General features: G+C 69.1%; 14 protein-coding genes. 9 read left to right on the top strand and 5 right to left on the bottom strand.

Annotated elements, in window-relative coordinates; translation table 11 throughout:
* The first annotated feature begins 1 nt into the window (after position 1).
* The 6 genes from GF068_RS23580 (at position 2) to GF068_RS23555 (ending at position 7,710) form a co-directional block, all read left to right on the top strand.
* A complete protein-coding gene (locus tag GF068_RS23580) occupies positions 2–970 on the top strand; it encodes an acyltransferase domain-containing protein (protein ID WP_153821671.1) in 969 nt (322 codons plus the stop codon).
* Positions 967–1,581, top strand: a complete 615-nt coding sequence (locus GF068_RS23575; protein WP_170319630.1) for a 3-hydroxyacyl-ACP dehydratase FabZ family protein — start codon at positions 967–969, stop codon at positions 1,579–1,581. The genes GF068_RS23580 and GF068_RS23575 overlap by 4 nt, the downstream gene beginning before the upstream one ends.
* Positions 1,578–3,014 carry a PD40 domain-containing protein gene (locus GF068_RS23570; RefSeq protein WP_153821669.1) on the top strand — a complete coding sequence of 479 codons (1,437 nt, stop codon included), beginning with the start codon at positions 1,578–1,580 and terminating at the stop codon, positions 3,012–3,014. The genes GF068_RS23575 and GF068_RS23570 overlap by 4 nt, the downstream gene beginning before the upstream one ends.
* A gap of 122 nt (positions 3,015–3,136) precedes the next feature.
* Positions 3,137–5,668 (top strand): leucine--tRNA ligase, encoded by a 2,532-nt coding sequence (gene leuS, locus GF068_RS23565; RefSeq protein WP_153821668.1) that lies wholly within the window; start codon positions 3,137–3,139, stop codon positions 5,666–5,668.
* A 19-nt stretch (positions 5,669–5,687) separates the two neighbouring features.
* Positions 5,688–6,305 carry a penicillin-binding protein activator LpoB gene (locus tag GF068_RS23560; protein ID WP_153821667.1) on the top strand — a complete coding sequence of 206 codons (618 nt, stop codon included), beginning with the start codon at positions 5,688–5,690 and terminating at the stop codon, positions 6,303–6,305.
* A gap of 1 nt (position 6,306) precedes the next feature.
* Complete coding sequence (locus GF068_RS23555) at positions 6,307–7,710, top strand: COG3014 family protein (protein ID WP_153821666.1); 1,404 nt, start codon at positions 6,307–6,309, stop codon at positions 7,708–7,710.
* Between the two features lie 8 nt (positions 7,711–7,718).
* Here GF068_RS23555 and GF068_RS23550 read toward each other — a convergent pair whose 3' ends face one another.
* Positions 7,719–8,546: a class I SAM-dependent methyltransferase gene (locus GF068_RS23550; protein WP_338046536.1), complete on the bottom strand. Its 828-nt coding sequence runs from the start codon at positions 8,544–8,546 to the stop codon at positions 7,719–7,721.
* On the bottom strand, positions 8,543–9,241 hold the full coding sequence (locus GF068_RS23545) for a HEAT repeat domain-containing protein (RefSeq protein ID WP_338046535.1): 699 nt from the start codon (positions 9,239–9,241) through the stop codon (positions 8,543–8,545). The genes GF068_RS23550 and GF068_RS23545 overlap by 4 nt, the downstream gene beginning before the upstream one ends.
* A 147-nt stretch (positions 9,242–9,388) precedes the next feature.
* Between GF068_RS23545 and GF068_RS23540 the strand changes: the two genes are divergently transcribed.
* Positions 9,389–10,192, top strand: a complete 804-nt coding sequence (locus GF068_RS23540) for a hypothetical protein (protein ID WP_153821664.1) — start codon at positions 9,389–9,391, stop codon at positions 10,190–10,192.
* 62 nt (positions 10,193–10,254) lie between these two features.
* Here GF068_RS23540 and GF068_RS23535 read toward each other — a convergent pair whose 3' ends face one another.
* Together GF068_RS23535 and GF068_RS23530 are read right to left on the bottom strand one after the other, a co-directional pair.
* Positions 10,255–10,950 carry a response regulator transcription factor gene (locus GF068_RS23535; protein WP_338046534.1) on the bottom strand — a complete coding sequence of 232 codons (696 nt, stop codon included), beginning with the start codon at positions 10,948–10,950 and terminating at the stop codon, positions 10,255–10,257.
* Between the two features lie 90 nt (positions 10,951–11,040).
* Entirely contained in the window at positions 11,041–13,434 is a 2,394-nt protein-coding gene (locus GF068_RS23530) for a hypothetical protein (protein WP_240807231.1), read from the bottom strand.
* Between the two features lie 398 nt (positions 13,435–13,832).
* Here GF068_RS23530 and mgtE point away from each other — a divergent pair, with 398 nt between their 5' ends.
* Together mgtE and GF068_RS46385 are read left to right on the top strand one after the other, a co-directional pair.
* Positions 13,833–15,221, top strand: a complete 1,389-nt coding sequence (gene mgtE, locus GF068_RS23525; RefSeq protein ID WP_153821663.1) for a magnesium transporter — start codon at positions 13,833–13,835, stop codon at positions 15,219–15,221.
* A gap of 87 nt (positions 15,222–15,308) precedes the next feature.
* On the top strand, positions 15,309–15,929 hold the full coding sequence (locus GF068_RS46385; RefSeq protein ID WP_153821662.1) for a single-stranded DNA-binding protein: 621 nt from the start codon (positions 15,309–15,311) through the stop codon (positions 15,927–15,929).
* A gap of 2 nt (positions 15,930–15,931) precedes the next feature.
* Here GF068_RS46385 and GF068_RS23515 read toward each other — a convergent pair whose 3' ends face one another.
* Positions 15,932–16,588, bottom strand: a complete 657-nt coding sequence (locus tag GF068_RS23515) for a hypothetical protein (protein ID WP_153821661.1) — start codon at positions 16,586–16,588, stop codon at positions 15,932–15,934.
* Between the last annotated feature and the right edge of the window lie 11 nt (positions 16,589–16,599).

Genomic DNA, 16,599 nt, shown 5'->3' with positions numbered 1-16,599 from the left:
GGTGGCCTTTCTGTTTCCTGGGCAGGGCGCCAAGGGCCTCTTCGAAGCCGCGTCGTTCGTGGCGAACGAGCCGCGGGGCAAGGAGATGCTCGATCGGGCGGCGGAGGCGACAGACATCGCGCCGAGCGAGCTCCTGGCGAAGGGCGGGCGCGCCCTCGAACGAACGGAGGTCCAGCAGCCGGCGCTCACGGCGATCGCGCTCTTCGTGCACGTGGAGCTCCTCGCTGCGGGAATCCCGCCCGATTTCGTGGCAGGTCATTCCCTCGGAGAGCTCCCGGCCTGGGCCGCGACGGGCGCCATCACGCCCGAGGATGCGATCATGATTGCGGCGCTCCGTGGACGGTTGATGGCGCGGGAAGCGGCGCGGCACCCGGGTATGATGTTGGCGTTATCCTGCGCCGAGCTCTCGCCCGTCCTTCTGAGAGGTACACTCCAGCGCGCGATCGCACGTTGCGGATCCAAGGTCACGATCGCGGCAACGAATACACCTGATGAACTGGTGGTGAGTGGTGATGAAGAAACCATCGGCAAATTGGTGAAGACGTTGGAGGACGCCCAAGGTGGTTTCAACGACAATAAGCCATTCCACTTCCGACGTTTGCCGGTCGCCGGCCCCTGGCACAGCGAATCGATGAAGGACGCGGTCCCCGAGCTCGAAGCGGCGCTCACGCGCGCGCGGCGCGGGGCCATGCGGGTCCCTTTGGTGCTCAATGCGACCGGAAAACTCGCCGAGGAGGAGGGGAGCGTCCCGCGCCTCCTCGCCGGCCAGCTCGTCAGTGCCGTTCGATGGACCGACGTCATGACCACGCTGAAAGACCGCGGCGTCACGGATTACGTGACCATCGCCCCGGGCGCGGTGTTGCGGTCGCTCGTCCGGACGAACCTCGGCCCCGACGTTCGGATCCACGCGACCGAAAACACGGCCGACATCCGGCGCACGGCGGACGCGCTGCGGAGGAGCCTCTCATGAAACCGAGCTCGCGTTTGTCCCTCGGCGCGGACGTGATAAACCTCCTGATCCCGCATCGCCGCCCTTTCTCGATGGTCGACGTCATCGAATCGTACGAGCGCACCCCGCGGCCGACGTTGCGGGCCGCGCGCCACGTCTCGGCGAACGAGCCCGTCTTCGAGGGCCACTTCCCGGGCCTCCACCTCTGGCCGGGCGTGTACACGATCGAGGGGCTCGGCCAGAGCAGTAACCTCCTCGGCATCATCGCCGCCTACCAGGACGCCTGGGAGAAAAAGGGCCGCGACCCGAACGAGGTGCTCGAGGCCCTGCAGAACCTGGCCCTCGGATATCGCATGCAACCCGGGTACAAGCCCGAGATGTCGGCGGCGCTCATCGAATCGCTCAAGACCCATTCCCATTCGCACGTCGGGATGAGCGCCTCGGTGGACGTGAAGCTGCTCCAGCCGGTGTTCGCCGGTCAGCGGCTCGAATACCTCGTCTCGCAGTCGCACCTGATGGAAGACCTCGCCCGTTACGAGGTCGAGGCCCGCGTGGAGGGGCGCACGGTGGCGAAGGGCGTGATGACCAGCACCCGGAGCATCCCGCCGCTGCCCGCGCCGATCTTCGGATGAAGGCGCTCGGCCTCCTGCTCGCGCTCGCGATCACGGCGGGATGCGCGCCCTCCGTGGTTTGGCTGGGCCATAGCCCCGATCGAAGGCATCACCTCGAGGTGCTCGAGAGCGCCGGCAAGCAGCGCGTCCGCGTCGACGGCGTGGACGGCGTGGAATACCTGGGCATCGGGATCGAATCCATCGTGTGGAGCGCGGACGGCCGCCGCCTCGCCTACCCCGCGCGCCGCGAAAAAGGCTGGTCGCTCGTCGTGGATGGGCAGGCGGGCCCGGTCTTCGAGGGATTGGGCGAGGTCGCGCTGAGCCCGGACGGAGGGCACGTGGCGTATGCGGCAGCGCGCGGCGGCGCGTGGTTTGTCGTGCTCGACGGGGAGCCGGGCCCTGCCTTCGACGCCATTCTGGAGGGCACGCTCCTCTTCGGCCACGGCGGCCGTTTCGCGTATGTGGCCCGGCAAAATGCCTCCGTGCGCGCGGTCGTCGACGGCGCGGCCGGGCCGCTCTACGACGGCATCGGCGCCTTGCGGTTCAGCGAGGACGGGGCCGCGGTGGCGCACGTCGGGCGGCGCGGAGAGGAGGCGTTTTTCTGGATGAACGGCCGCGAATCTCCACCGGCGGAGGCGATCGCGTATCATGCGCTCGCGCCGCGCGGTGGTCGATTCGCCTACGTGGCGAAGCGCGAGGGGAAGTGGCGCGTCACGGTCGACGGCGCCGAATCCGCGCCTTATGCTCGTATCTCGGAGGTCTCGTTCAGCGAAGACGGCGCGCATGTCGTTTATGCCGGAGGTCGCCCGGACGGGGAGGTGATCGTCCTCGACGACGAGGAGGGCCCGCCGTACGACGAGATCGCGCCCGGGAGCCTGGTCTTCGGCGACGCTGGCCAAAAACTCTCGTATGCAGCGCGGCGCGGGCGTGGATGGCACGTCGTCGTGAATGGCGAGGAGGGACCGGCCTACGACGCCGTGGATCGCCCGGTCCTCGCGCGACGCGGATCGACGTTCGGTTACGTCGCCGCGAGCCGCGGGGCGCGCTTCGTGGTGCTCGACGGTCGCGAGCAGAGGCCCTTTGCCTGGGCGGGGGACCTGGTCCTGAGCGCCGACGGGCGATACCACGCCTACCTCGCCGACGACGGCGAGCGAATGCATGTCGTGCACGATGGCGTGCCGACGCCGTTCGACAGCGTGATCGCAGGGACGCTCGTCCACGCGGAGGAAGGGCCGAGCTGGGCGTGCCTCGTGGTCGATCGGGCCGCGCGAAGGCTGTTCATCGTGATCGACGGCGCGAAAAAGAGGGCGCTCGACGGGGAGGAGCTGGCCGCGGCGATGACGCAGCCGCGGCTCGAAACGCGGGCCCTGCGGGCGAGGGACGCGGAGCTCTTGCGGCGATGGGTGGCGGCGGAGCTCGGGATCACGCGCCGGCCCAAGGCCCATGCGCGCTGAGGTTGTCCGGCGTTCTTCGTTCGTCCCCACCGCCTCGCGGCTTTCTCCCTCGTTCCTTCGCCGCGCCTCCCGTGCCCGCCCGCTGACACACGCGCCGCGTCGGTGCTAATCGTACGGTCGCCATGACGTCCCCCACCGCGAACACGCCCTCGCCGAGCACGCCTGCGGACGGCGCTCCGGCAGCTCCGGAGCCCGCTCGTTACGTTCACGCCGAGGCCGAGCCCCGCTGGCAGCGCTTCTGGAAAGAGACCGGCGTCTTCCGCGCCGTCCGCCATGAAGGCCGGCCCAAGCGCTACGTGCTCGACATGTTCCCTTATCCCTCGGGCGCGGGGCTCCACGTCGGCCACCCCGAGGGCTACACGGCGACGGACATCTTCTGCCGCTACAGCCGCATGAAGGGCTACGACGTCCTGCACCCGATGGGCTGGGACGCCTTCGGCTTGCCCGCCGAGCAGTACGCGATCCAGACCGGCACCCACCCCGCCGAGACCACGCGCAAGAACATCGACACCTTCCGTCGCCAGCTCGAGATGCTCGGCTTCAGCTACGACTGGGAGCGCGAGATCGGCACGATCGACGAGGGTTACGTCCGCTGGACCCAGTGGATCTTCGTCAAGCTCTTCGAGCGTGGCCTCGCCTATCAGGACAACGTCCTCGTCAACTGGTGCCCCGCCCTCGGCACCGTGCTCGCCAACGAGGAGGTCGTCGACGGCAAGAGCGAGCGCGGCAATCACCCGGTGATCCGCACCCCGCTGCGCCAGTGGATGCTGCGCATCACCGCCTACGCCGACCGCCTCGCCGAGGACCTCTCCCTCGTCGACTGGCCCGAAGGCACCCTCGCCGCGCAGCGCAACTGGATCGGTCGGAGCGAGGGCGCGCTCATCTCGTTCGACGTCAAAGGATTCGAGGGCGCGAAGATCGACGTCTTCACCACGCGGCCCGACACGCTGCTCGGTTGCACCTACGTCGTGCTCGCGCCCGAGCACGCGCTCGTCTCGAAGATCACCTCGGCCGAGAACGTCGACGCCGTGCGCGCGTACGTCGAGGCCACCGCGCGCAAGAGCGACTTCGAACGCTCCGCCGTCGTGAAGACGAAGACCGGCGTGCCCACGGGCGCGATGGCGATCCACCCGATCACCGGCGCGGCCGTGCCGATCTGGGTCGCCGACTACGTCATCGGCGGCTACGGCACGGGCGCCGTCATGGCCGTCCCGGGCCACGACGTGCGCGACTTCGCCTTCGCCCAGGCCTTCGACCTGCCGATCCTCGAGGTCGTGAGCCCCGACGGCGAGCTGCACGATTCGCTCGACGCGGCCTTCGTCGACGAGGGCGTCCTCGTGCGGAGCGGCAAGTTCGACGGGATGAAGTCGACCGACGGCAAACGCGCCATCGTGGACGAGCTCGTCTCCCTGGGCAAAGGCGCGCCGAAGGTCACGTACAAGCTGCGCGACTGGGTGTTCTCGCGGCAGCGCTACTGGGGCGAGCCGATCCCGGTGTTTTTCCCGGTCGACATGAAGGATCCGGCCGGCGACCCGCGCAAGGGCGACGCGCACGTGATCCGTTACGACAAACCCCTCGCGGTGCCCGAGGACGAGCTGCCCTTGCGCCTGCCGGACCTCGTCGATTTCCGCCCCGGCGACGACCCGCAGGGCCCGCTCGCGCGCGCCGTCGATTGGCGGTTCTTCCAGAAAGACGGGCAGTGGTACGCGCGCGAGACGAACACGATGCCGCAATGGGCGGGCTCGTGCTGGTACTACCTGCGCTTCATCGACCCGAAGAACGACGCCGAGCCCTGGAGCGGGAAGGCCTACGACGACTGGATGCCCGTCGACCTCTACATCGGCGGCAACGAGCACGCGGTCTTGCACCTGCTCTACGCGCGCTTCTGGCACAAGGTGCTCTTCGACATCGGCAAGGTGAAGCACCCCGAGCCGTTCCTGAAGCTCGTCCACCAGGGCCTCATCCTGGGCGAGGACGGCGAGAAGATGTCGAAGTCCCGCGGCAACGTGGTCAACCCCGACGACATCGTGAAGGCCTACGGCGCCGACAGCCTGCGCCTCTACGAGATGTTCATGGGCCCGCTCGAGGCGGTCAAACCCTGGCAGTCCGCGCAGATCCAGGGCGTCGTCCGCTTCCGCGACCGCGTCTTCTCGATCCTCACGGGCCGGCCGCTCGTCGACGCGATCGACGACGCCACGAAGCGCCTCACCCACAAGACCATCAAGAAGGTCACGGAGGACATCGAGGCGCTCTCGTTCAACACGGCGATCAGCGCGATGATGGTCCTCTTGAACCACCTCGGCTCGCTGAAGGAGCTACCGCGCGAGGCGGCGAAGGGCCTCTTGCTCTGCGTCTCGCCCTTCGCGCCCCACGTGGCCGAGGAGGTCTTTCGCCTCTGGGGCAACGAGCGCTCGATCGCGCTCGAGCCCTGGCCGACGTTCGATCCGGCGCTCTGCGTCGACGACGTGATCGAGATGGCCGTGCAGGTGAACGGCAAGGTCCGCGGCCGCGTGACGTTGCCCGTCAAGGCGAGCGAGGACGAGGCCCGTAAAGCAGCGCTCACAGCCGAGGGTGTCTCTGCGTTCACGACCGGCAAGACTTTGAAGAAGTTCATCTACGTGCCCGGCAAGATCGTGAATCTCGTCGTGGCTTGAGCGTCACATCCACACCCCCATGAAAAACGCACGCTTCCTTGGTTTCGCGCTCGCCTCCACCCTGCTCGTGCCCTTCGGGGCGGGCTGCTCGAGTGATCCCGTGTTCGTCCGCGGCTCGGAGGTCGAGGGGCTCGACGACCCGCCGATGAGCACCGGCATCGACAAACGCGACATGGAGCAGCTCCTCCACGAGAACATGAAGCACCTCGTGGCCTCCTCCTTCGCGAAGTCCCTGGCCGACGCGGGCGACAAGCCCACGCTCGCGATCTTCCCGATGCTCAACGAGACGAGCCAGCACATCGACAGCCAGCTCCAGGCCGTGCTCTCGGACGCGGAGACCTTCATGGTGAACTCCGAGCTCGTCACGGTGGTGAGCCGCGAGCGGCAGAACCAGATGATCGCCGAGGTCGAGCGGCAAAACGGCGGCCACTTCGATCCGAACCACGCAGCGCAGTACGGCCGTCAGCTCGGCGCGAAGTACTACATGACCGGCAAGGTCTACACCTCGGACGAGCGCACGGCGGGCGGGCGGCGCGTGCAGTACTTCATGTTCATGCAGGTCATCGAGACCGAAACCAGCGCGGTCCGCTGGCAAAACAAGGCGGCCTTCACGAAGGCCCTGCTCAACCAGGATTGACGTGAAGGCGCTCCTCGGCCTCCGGCGCGCCGCCTGCGTTGTCACGTTCGCCCTCGCCGCTCTCGGCAACGCGGGCTGCGCCGGGCACGAGGTGCGGGTGCGCGACTCGCTCATCGCCCTCGATCGCGGCTCGATGGAGCAAGCGGTCGCCTCCCTCGACCGCGAGCTCGGCGTGAAGAAGCCGGGCGAGATCCCCGCCGTCACGCGCGACGAGGCGCTGCTCCTGCTCGACCGCGGCAGCATCCACCTCGCGATGGGAAAGTACGAGCAGGCCTCGCGTGACCTCGGCGCCGCCGACCAGGCCATCGAGGTGCTCGACCTCTCGACGAGCAAAGCCGCGGACATCGGCCGCTACGTGTTCTCTGACGACGCCGGGCCGTACAAGGCGCCGGCGTACGAGAAGCTCCTCCTGAACACGCTCAACATGATGAGCTACCTCGCGCGGCACGACCTCAACGGGGCGCGCGTGGAGGCGCGGCGGCTCGTGGTCATGCAGAAGTACCTCGAGAGCGTCGGCGACGAAGGCGCGCTGCTCGGGCTCGGGAGCCTGCTCGCGGGCTTCACGTACGAGAAGTCGAAGCAACGCGACGAGGCGCTTTTGCACTACGACGAGGCGCTCGCCTACACGAAGTACCGGTCCTTGCGAGATCCCCTGCGCGCGCTGACGCGTGGGCAAAAGACGACGACACACGAGGAGGTCGACGCGCTCGTCGCGGGAGCGGAGCCACTCGCGCCGGTGGAGGAGACGGGCGAAGCGGAGATCGTGGTCGTCATGGGCTACGGGCGCGTGCCGCCGAAGACGCCGGTGCGGATCCCGATCGGCATGGCGATGCAGATCGTGGGGCACGAGCTCTCGCCGATGGAGCGCAGAGACGTCGACGCGCTCGTCATGCAAGGCGCGGTCGCGTGGATCAACTACCCCACGCTGGGCCAGGGCCGCGGAGGTTACGAGGTGCCGAAGGCGTCGCTCGGCGCAGAGCCGCTCGCGCTGGAGCAGGCGCTCGACGTGGAAGGCGAGGTGCGATCGGCCTGGCACAAGCGCGAGGGGACGCTCGTGCTCGCGGCGATCACGCGGCTGCTCGCGCGCACGGCGGCGAGCGTGGCCGTGGCAGGCGCGACGACGGCCGGGATCAACGCGGCGCAGGACGACAGGCGGCGCGGCGACGGGACGGCCGCAGCCGTGGGCATGTTGCTCGGCTTCGCCACGAGCCTGACGATGTCGGCGCTCGACACGCCCGACACGCGCTCGTGGGCGACCCTGCCGGCGCGCATCGCGATCGCAAGGACCCGCGTCCCGGCAGGCACACACATGATCACGCTCGAAGCGCGAGGTCAGAGGCGAACGTTTGACGTCAAAGTAGATGCGGGCGGCTGGGCGCTCGTGCCGTTCTTCGTTCTACGTTGAGCCGAGGATCACTCGAAGCGCCGGCCGCTCGCGACGCCGATGTTGACCGTCAGCTCGAAGTTGCCCTCGGACCAGTACTTCGTGATCGCGTCGCCCACGTAGCGGAAGCCCGCCTCGACGGCCTTGGGGTCGGCTTCGAGCAGCGCGCGCATGTCGGGGAAGACGACCATCTGCGCGATCGGATCCTCCAGGAACTCCTTGCCGCTGTTGAACGCGACGCCGATGAGCTGCACGTCGACGTCCACCTCGCCGAGCCCGACCTTCTCGAGCTCCTCCGAGAGCGACTCGATCGTCGGGCGGCTCGCCGCGGCGACCTCCACGGCCTTGCCGAAATCCGCGAGGTCCTGCCGGAGAGCATACTCGCGCAGCATGTCGTAGATCTCGGGGAACGAGCCACGCACGGGCAGCGCCACGAGGCCCTGACCACCCACGACGAGGATGCGCCGGAGCTCGGCGAGCAGCGCATACCGCGCCTGCGCGCTCACCACCGGATGCACGAGCAAGCCATGCGTGAAGCTCGCGTCCGGCAGCGGCAAAGGCATGCCCGTCGCCTGCTCGAGGGTGATGTTCACGCCCGAGAGCGCCGAGGCCTTCGCGCGCGCGAGCGTGAGCGCCTCGGGCGAAGGGTCGACGCCGACGATGTTCGCGCCCGGCAGCTTCTCCGCGAGCAAGGGCTCGACGTACCCCGTGCGGCAGCCGATGTCGGCCACGGCCGCCGGTGAATACGGGATCACCATCTCCACCGCGGACGTGCCGAAATACGCGAGGTACCGCGGGATGACCGACGTGTCGAAGACCGCCGCCTCCGCCCCCGTGAGCGGGGTCCCGAGGCTCACGAGGCTCTCCCGTTCCCGCCGCTCCCTTCACCCTCGTCGTCCCCACCCATGGCCTCGAGCATCTCGAGCGCCTCCTCGGCGAGCTCGCCGATCGTGACCTCGGTCGTCGCGTCCGAGCCGTCCTCTTCCAGCTCGACCGTGCGCGTGTCGTCGACGAGCGGCTCGATGAGCCGAGCCGCCGCCGGATCGCCGATCTGCACGAGCGACTCGATCGCAGCCGCGACCGCGTCGGCGTCGCCGTGCTTCAAGAACTGGCCGATCACCTTGGTGACGCCAGGCTCGGGCACGTCGGCGAGGATGTACGGGAGCTCGGGCAGCGCCGGCGAGCCGACGGGCAGGCGCCGAAGCGCGCGCTCGATGCCCAGCGCGACCTCCTTGAACCGCTCGAAGCTGAGCTCCTCGAGCTGCTCGCCCGCCGCGCGGCGGGCCTCCGGGTGCTCGGACGAGAGCACGTCGATCATCGCGTCGACGACCCGCGGGCCCTGCAGCTCGCCGAGCAGCGACGCGATCCGCACGAGCCTGAGCGCCGACTCGTCCTCGTCGCCCTCCTTCAGGGCGCCCGCGATCGCGTCGGTGAGCACGTCGAGCAGCACACCTTCGGGTTTGTCGGCGAGCTCGTCATGCAGGCGGCGAACCGTGCGCTCGGCGTCGAAGAGCGCGTTCAGGGACTTTTCGATCGAGGAGCGGTCTTGCACGAGACAGGAGCTATCAACAGCGTCGAGCCGACGCAAGCCAGGTTGAAGGTAGGAAGCTCCACGGCGCCGGGCAGGCGTTCGTTCGGGGCGCTCCGTCATGCTGCGGGCGGCTCGATGGATGGGCCCTCCTGGGCTATATCGAGGGGGATGCAGCCGCTCGTCCGAGCCGCCGCCCTCGCCGCCCTGCTCGCGGCCCTCGGTGCGCTCGGGAAAACCCCCAGGCGGAAGGCGCCCGAGCCCGCAAAACCGGCCTCCACGGTGGCGCCGGCGGTGGCCGCGTCGTGTGGCCCGCGCTCGTTGCCCGAGGGGGACGTGTGTATCCCCCTGCCCCCGCCGGGTCGAGCGCCGCAGCCGGACGGGCGCGAAACCCTGCCGGCGGAAGACACCCCCCTGGCCGAGCGGAGCCCGCTCGTCCCACGCCGCCCGGACCGGCCCGCCGAGGTCGCGGCCTACCGCTTCCCGCTCACGCCCGAGGCAGCGCCGTCGGTGCTCGGGGGGCTCGATCGGCCCTTCGATCTCTCGCTCGAAGCGGGCGACGTCTCCCCCGGGCCCGGCGCCGTGTTGCTCGAGGCGGCGAGCGGCGAGCCGGTCGTGTCGCTCTCGCTCGAAGGACAGGAGGGGCCGGCGGAGGTGGCGTTCGTCGGCGAGCTCGTCGGCGCGACGGTGGTCACGGCGCACCTCGTGCGGGACGGGGGCCGGCTGCGGCAGTTGCTGCTCGTGCACGGAAACCTCGAGCGGCCGAGCGAACGCGCGGTCGTGGGCGCGCCGCTCGAGGACGGCGACGAGATCGGCGTCATCGGCGACAGCGCGTTCCGCGGCCGGACGGGCCTCTACCTCGAAGCGCGCCAGCTCCGCGAAGGCACGAGCCTCGGCGGCCTCGACGCCTCCCGTCTCCGCGAGGACATCGTCAGCGTGCCCGTCGACATCCGCAACACGCTGCCCCTGCGCTGATCCGCGGGGGGTGTGGGGGGTAGAGGAAGCCTCGCTTTGCGAGGCGACCGGAGCCCCCCACCTCAAGGCGCCAATTTGTAACCGTGTCCGTACACCGTCAGGATGTGCTGCGGTTTGTCCGGGGACTTCTCGATCTTCTTGCGCAGCTTGACGATGAAGTTGTCGACCGTGCGGTTCGTGGGCGAGCCCTCGACGCCCCAGACCTTTTGCAGGATCTCCTCGCGCGAGACGGGCTGGCCCACGCGCTCGTAGAGCAGGCGGAGGAGCTCGACCTCGTAGAACGAGAGCGGGCTCGATTTCGAGCCGCGCGCGACCGTGTGGGTCGTCATGTTGATCTTGGCCTGACCGATCGTGAAGACCTCGGGCGTCGGATCCCCGGGCCCGCGCGTCGTGCGCCGGAAGATGGCGCGCATGCGGGCGATGAGCTCGCCCACGCTGAAGGGCTTCGTGACGTAGTCGTCGGCGCCCGCGTCGAGGCCGCGGATCTTGTCGAGCTCCTGGCCACGCGCCGTCAGGATGATGATCGGGATGAACGCGTCCCACCGCCGCAGCTCCTCGCAGACCTTGAACCCGTTCGTGTCGGGTAACATCAGGTCGAGCAGGATCGCCTGCGGCTTCTCCTGCCGCGCGAGCGACACGCCGGCGTTGCCCGTGCCCGCCGAGACGACGGAGAACCCCTCGAACTCGAGCGCGTCGGTCAGGCCGAGGACGATGTGCGGCTCGTCCTCGATGATCAGGATCTTCTTCTTCGACGTCACCTCGGGGCGCCGTCTTATCACAAAACGCGACGAGGCCCGATGCCGGGCCTCGTCACGTTGCTGCTGGTCAGATGTTACGAACGTCCGAGCTCAGCCGCCGCCGGTGTCACCCGAGCAGGTGATGAACAGCATCGCGCCGGGCTGCGCCTCGCCGGCGCCGACGAAGCGGATGATGCGCCGCTCGTTCGCCGGGCAGTCCTTCACGATCTCGGCGTTGCCCGTCGGGGGCTCGGTCGTCCCGTCGACGTAGCACCAGCCGTTGACGGGCTGGCCGCCGAGCTGCGGCTGCTCGGACGCGTCGTCCTGGCACGCCGTGCGCGCGTCGCCCGTCGCCTGCGTGATCTCGCAGAAGCAGTCGAGGCCCGCCTTCTTCGCCGCCGGGTCCTCCTTCGCGAGGTCGACGGCCGTCTTCTTCGGGCCCTCGTTCGGGATGTCGGCGCGGCCCGTGTTCGGGTCGCACTGGCAGGCGCCGCCTTGCGTGTTGCGCCCCTCGAGGACGAGGCACGGCACGTTGCCCGTGGCCGGATCGGGCGTGAGCGTACGCGGCAGGCACTGGCCCTTGAGGGCGCTCTTCAGCCGATCGATGATCGAGCCGATGGCCGGGCGATAACCGAAGTCGGGCTTGTCGATGTCGACCTGCTCGATCTTCGCCGGGCACACGGAGGCGACGATGCCCTGCTCGCCGAGGTCACGCATGACCTGCAGCGGACGGACGCCGGGGTACGCCTTCGCGCGGACCTGGTAGGTCGGCGCGTTGTTGTTCGCCGGGTCGGGCTGGCAGAGCGGGTTGTCGTTCGACTGCGTGCAGTCGCAGGCCGTGAGGTTCGTGTCCGTGCAGTCGCGCTGATCCGCGGCGGGCAGCGGGAAGATGCACGCGTACTGGAGATCGTCGTCCGGGATCGTCCACTCGTGGCCGTTGATCGGGTTGCCGTTCGGCGTGGAGGCGTCGACGAGCGGATCCCCCGTGATCGGGTTCGTGCCCGTGCGCTTCGCGATCGACTCGATCATGAGCGGATCGAGCGGCTGGCCGTTCGTCTTCTCGCTGCCGAGGATGACGTCCCAGGTCGAGTAGCCGCTGCCGTCGGGCAGCGGAGCTTGCAGCTCGTTCGCGTTCTTGAAGCCCTTCGTCAGGTCGGTCTTGTCGCGCGCGATGTCCTGCCAGGGCACGCCGACGATGCCGGCGAAGAACACGAGCCCCGGGTCGCGGATGTTCGTGATGTTGTCCTGCGGGTTCAGGTCCGAGAAGATCGGGTTCGGGACCATGGTGCCCGAGCGATCCGGGATCTCCGCGGAGGAGAACGCCTGGACGTAGCGCGACGTCGGGTAGAGGAAGTCGATACCGAAGCGGCGCTTCTGATCCCAGCAGCGCAGGTTGATGTCGTCCTCCTCGGGCGAGAGCAGCGCCGGGCCGCCCTGCGGGTTCGTGCAGGTCGGATCGGCGGGGCACTCGCCCGGATCCTGGCCGCACGACTTGCAGCACGGGTCGTTCGGATCGACGGCGCACTCCTGACGCGCGCGCGGCATGCGGACGTTCGTCGCGCCGATGCGGAGCTGGCCGACGTAGTAGAACTGGCCGTACTCCTTGATGGAGCAGTCGTTCTCGTCGGTGAGCATGACGATCGCGAGCAGCGAGTCGGGCCGCATGAACTCGGCGCGCTGCTGCAGGAGGATCGTGTCCGTGCCCTCGGGCGTCGCGCGGTTGTTGACGACGGAGATCGACTCGTACGGATCGGGGTCCGCGAGGAAGCGGTAGATGCTCTCGAGCTGGGACTCGTAACCGCAGCCGATCTGGCCCGTGCCGACGACCATGTCGCGCAGGTCCGCCTGCAGGCTCGGGATGTCGGCCTCGCCGGGCGGCGAGAGCTTCGGCGGCTGTGAGGGATCCCAGGCGAGGAAGCCCTTGTCGGCGCTGCCCGAGCCGTACGGGTAGGTGTCGACCGAGGCGCCGCCGCACTGACCGATACGCGAGAGCAGGTGGCCCTTGTCGTTGTTCGTCGTGTTGGGCTGCGGCGAGCACTCCTTGCTGTTCGCGTCGGAGTTCGGGCAGGAGTCTGCGCCGTGGCCGCCGATCGAGGAGCTGATGACGCCGATGTGGATGTCGAGCACCGGCTGGAACTCGCGCTTCGTGCCCGCCGGACAGTCGTCGGTCGGGTAGCCGGGCTGCATGGCCGCGGGCACGCCGTTCTCGTCGATGCAGCGCGGGTTCACGAGGCCCGCCACGAGGTCGGGCACCGCGAGCGAGAGGATGTTCTGCTTGTCGGCCATCGAGCGGGAGTTGTCGATGGCGAGCAGGATGTCGATCTTGTCGACCGAGCTCTGGGTGAGCCGCTCGACGATCGTCGCCGTGATACGGGGCTCGACGCGCTCGAGGGGCCGATCGAGGCAGCCTGCGGCGCCAGCCGCCGTCGTGGCTACGACCATCGAGAGGGCCGCTCGGGCCGCGCGCTTCCCCAGGAAGCTTTTCTGACGCTGTAAGCCTTTCATGCTGAGCTCCTTAGCCGACCTTACGCTGGGCTCGTCCCAGAAACGGAGTTGCCGCGACGAACGGGACCCACACTGCCGGGCCCGCCCGTGATCGATGGCCTCGATGCTAGGGACCTCCCGGGAAGGCTGTCAATTCGAGATCCGGCCTGGGAACAGCCCATTTGCAGGAAAGCCCGCGATCAAAGGAGGGGACAAAGCAAAAGTCGTGCCGACTGCAAACGTGGACCTTCGTGGAGTTTCATGAAGGCATGGTGCCAACTCGGTTGGCACCATGGACAACAAGCGGGCCGATCCGGCGGAGGGCCCCTGGGCGGGGACGCGGCGGCGGCCGGGGGAGCTCGGGGTGCCCCCGCGATCCTGCTTGCGGGCGCGCGGCTCCTCTGGCTGATTGGCGCGCGATGATGCGAGTCGCCGTCGCGATGCTGCCCGAGGTGCGAGAGCTCCTCGCCGAAGATCCCGCGCAGATCGGCGCCTTGCTCGAGGAGATCCACGACGAGGACCTCGCCGACCTCATCGGCATGCTCGAGGAGCACGAGGCGGCCCTCATCCTGAAGACGCTCAAGCCCGAGGAGGCCGCGCCGATCTTCGAGCGTCTCGACGAGGATCGGCAGGAGGCGCTCGTCGAAGAGCTCGGCGTCGAGGACGCCGCGCCGATCGTCTCCGAGATGTCCGCCGACGAGCGGACCGACCTCATCGAGAACCTGCCCGAGGAGGTCGGCGACAAGCTGCTCGAGAGGGTCGAGAAGTTCGACCCCGAGGCCGCCGCCGAGGTCGAGGAGCTCGCGAAATGGCCCGAGGACAGCGCCGGCGGCCTGATGACCACCGACTACGTCTCGGTGCCGCCCTCGATCACGGTCGCCGAGGCGATCGAGCGCATCCGCGAGGCCTCCGGCGACGCGGAGACGATCTATTACGTCTACGTCCTCTCGGACGACGAGCGCCTGCTCGGCATCGTGTCCTTGCGTGATCTCCTGCTCGCCACGTCGACGGATCGGATCACCGACGTGATGACGGAGAACATCTTCGCGCTGAGCCCCGAGACCGATCAGGAGGAGGTCGCGCGGAAGATGGCGAAGTACGACTTCGCCGCGATGCCCGTGGTCGGCCCGGATCGAAAGCTGCTCGGCGTGATCACGGTCGACGACGTGATGGACGTGCTCACCGAGGAGCAGACCGAGGACATGCAGCGCCTCGCGGCCGTCGAGCCGATCGAGGAGGGCTACTTCCAGACGAGCTTCTGGACCTTCATCCAGAAGCGCGCGCCCTGGCTCGCCGCGCTGCTCGTGAGCGAGTTCATCACGGGCACCGTCATGCGCCACTACGACGCCATCATCGAGGCGGTCTCGAAGCTCGCCTACTACGTGCCGATGCTGATCTCGACGGGCGGCAACACGGGCTCGCAGTCGTCGTCGCTCATCATCCGCGGCCTCGCCGTGGGCGACGTCAAGCCGATGGACTGGAAGCGCGTCTTCGTGCGCGAGGCGGGCCAGGGGCTCGTGCTCGGCCTGATGCTCGCGATCATCGGCATGACGCGTATCTACCTGTGGGGCGACGGTCTGCCGCTGATGTTCACCGTCGGCTTCACCTTGCTCTTCATCGTGATCATGGGCTGCACGGTGGGATCGATGCTGCCGCTGCTCTTGCGCAAGCTCGGCCTCGACCCGGCGACGAGCTCGACGCCCTTCATCGCGACCCTGATCGACGTGCTCGGGATCTTGATTTACCTGAATGTCGCGAAGCTCCTGCTCGCCGAGGTGATCGCGAAAGCCGCGACAGGCTCGCACTAGGGCAGGCGGACGAGCGCGACGAAAAACCCTCGCCCTTGACGCGTCGCCGCGAACAGGGGACATGCAGACGACAGGAAGGACAAGTCGATGGCGGAAGGCTTCAATCGCGTCATGTTGCTCGGAAATCTGGGCGCGGATCCCGAGCTCCGGTTCACCCAGGGTGGCCAGGCCGTGCTCAACCTCCGCCTCGCCACGACCGAGAGTTACCTCGACAAGGACAAGGTCCGCCGCGAGCGCACCGACTGGCACAACGTCGTCGTGTGGGGCAAGCGCGGCGAGGCGCTCGCGAAGATCCTCGGCAAAGGCTCGTCCTTGTTCGTCGAGGGCTCGCTCCGCACGTCGAGCTACGACGATCGCGACGGCAACAAGCGCTACAAGACCGAGGTCATCGCGAACAACGTGATCCTCGCCGGCCGCGGTCGCGGCGCGCCCGCAGGCGACGACACGGGCCCGCCCGCCGACTTCGGCGGCCCGCCCGCGCGCGGCGGCGGCGGCGATTACGGCGACTTCGGCGGCGGCGGCGGCGCTCCACGTGGCGGCGGCGGCGGTGGCGGCTACGGCGGCGGCGCCCCGCGCGGCGGCGGCGGTGGTGGCGGCGGCGCTCCACGTGGCGGCGGTGGTGGTGGCGGCGGTGGCCGGCCTGCGCCGGATCCCGGACCTCCGCCGGACGACTTCGGCTACGACGGCGGCGACGACATCCCGTTCTGAGCTCAGGGCGAAGGTCGCGGCCTTCGCGCGAGCAGCACCACGACGAAGAGCACCCCGATCCCCGCGCCGAGCAAGGCCGCGTCACGCGGCCGCTCGGCAGCCATCAAGATCGAACGCACGAGCAAGCTCGGCGGCGGAGGCGGCACGAGCGAGCCGAGCTCCGCCTTCGCCACGAGCTCGCCGCAACGCTCGCCCGTTCGTGGCTCCTCGCAGACGAACGTACACAAGACCGCCTCGCGCGCCGCGCCCTCGAAGCCGAGCACGTGCCGGCCTCGAAACGTGACGGGAGCGTCGCCACGCGCGCCTCGGCCCGTGAGCGCTTGCTCGAAGCGACCGTCGTGCCGCGTGATGCCCTCGGCGTCCCAGCGCTCGAGCGCCACGCCCTCCGAGGCCGCGCCGCGCGCGAGGTGCGTCGCCATGCCGAACACGACCTCCTCGAGGCCCGGCGCGAACCGATCCGACGGCGCCTCCACGCACGCCACGCGAAGCCGCAGGCCCACCTCGTCCACGAAGCCACGCCGCAGGCTCACGCGCGCGCCTTTCAGGCTCGACACCTCGATCCGCGGCAGCGCCTCGGCTCGCTCCTCCGCCGCGCCCGCGGGCACGTCGAAGCGCACGACGGCCCCGCCGGAGAGCGCCTCCTCGCGCCGCTCGGTCATCACGCTCCGCG

This window comes from Polyangium spumosum, from assembly GCF_009649845.1.
Classification (GTDB): Bacteria; Myxococcota_A; Polyangia; order Polyangiales; family Polyangiaceae; genus Polyangium; species Polyangium spumosum.
The sequence above is the reverse complement of the archived record's forward strand: the minus strand, read 5'-3'. Positions and strand labels throughout refer to the sequence as shown.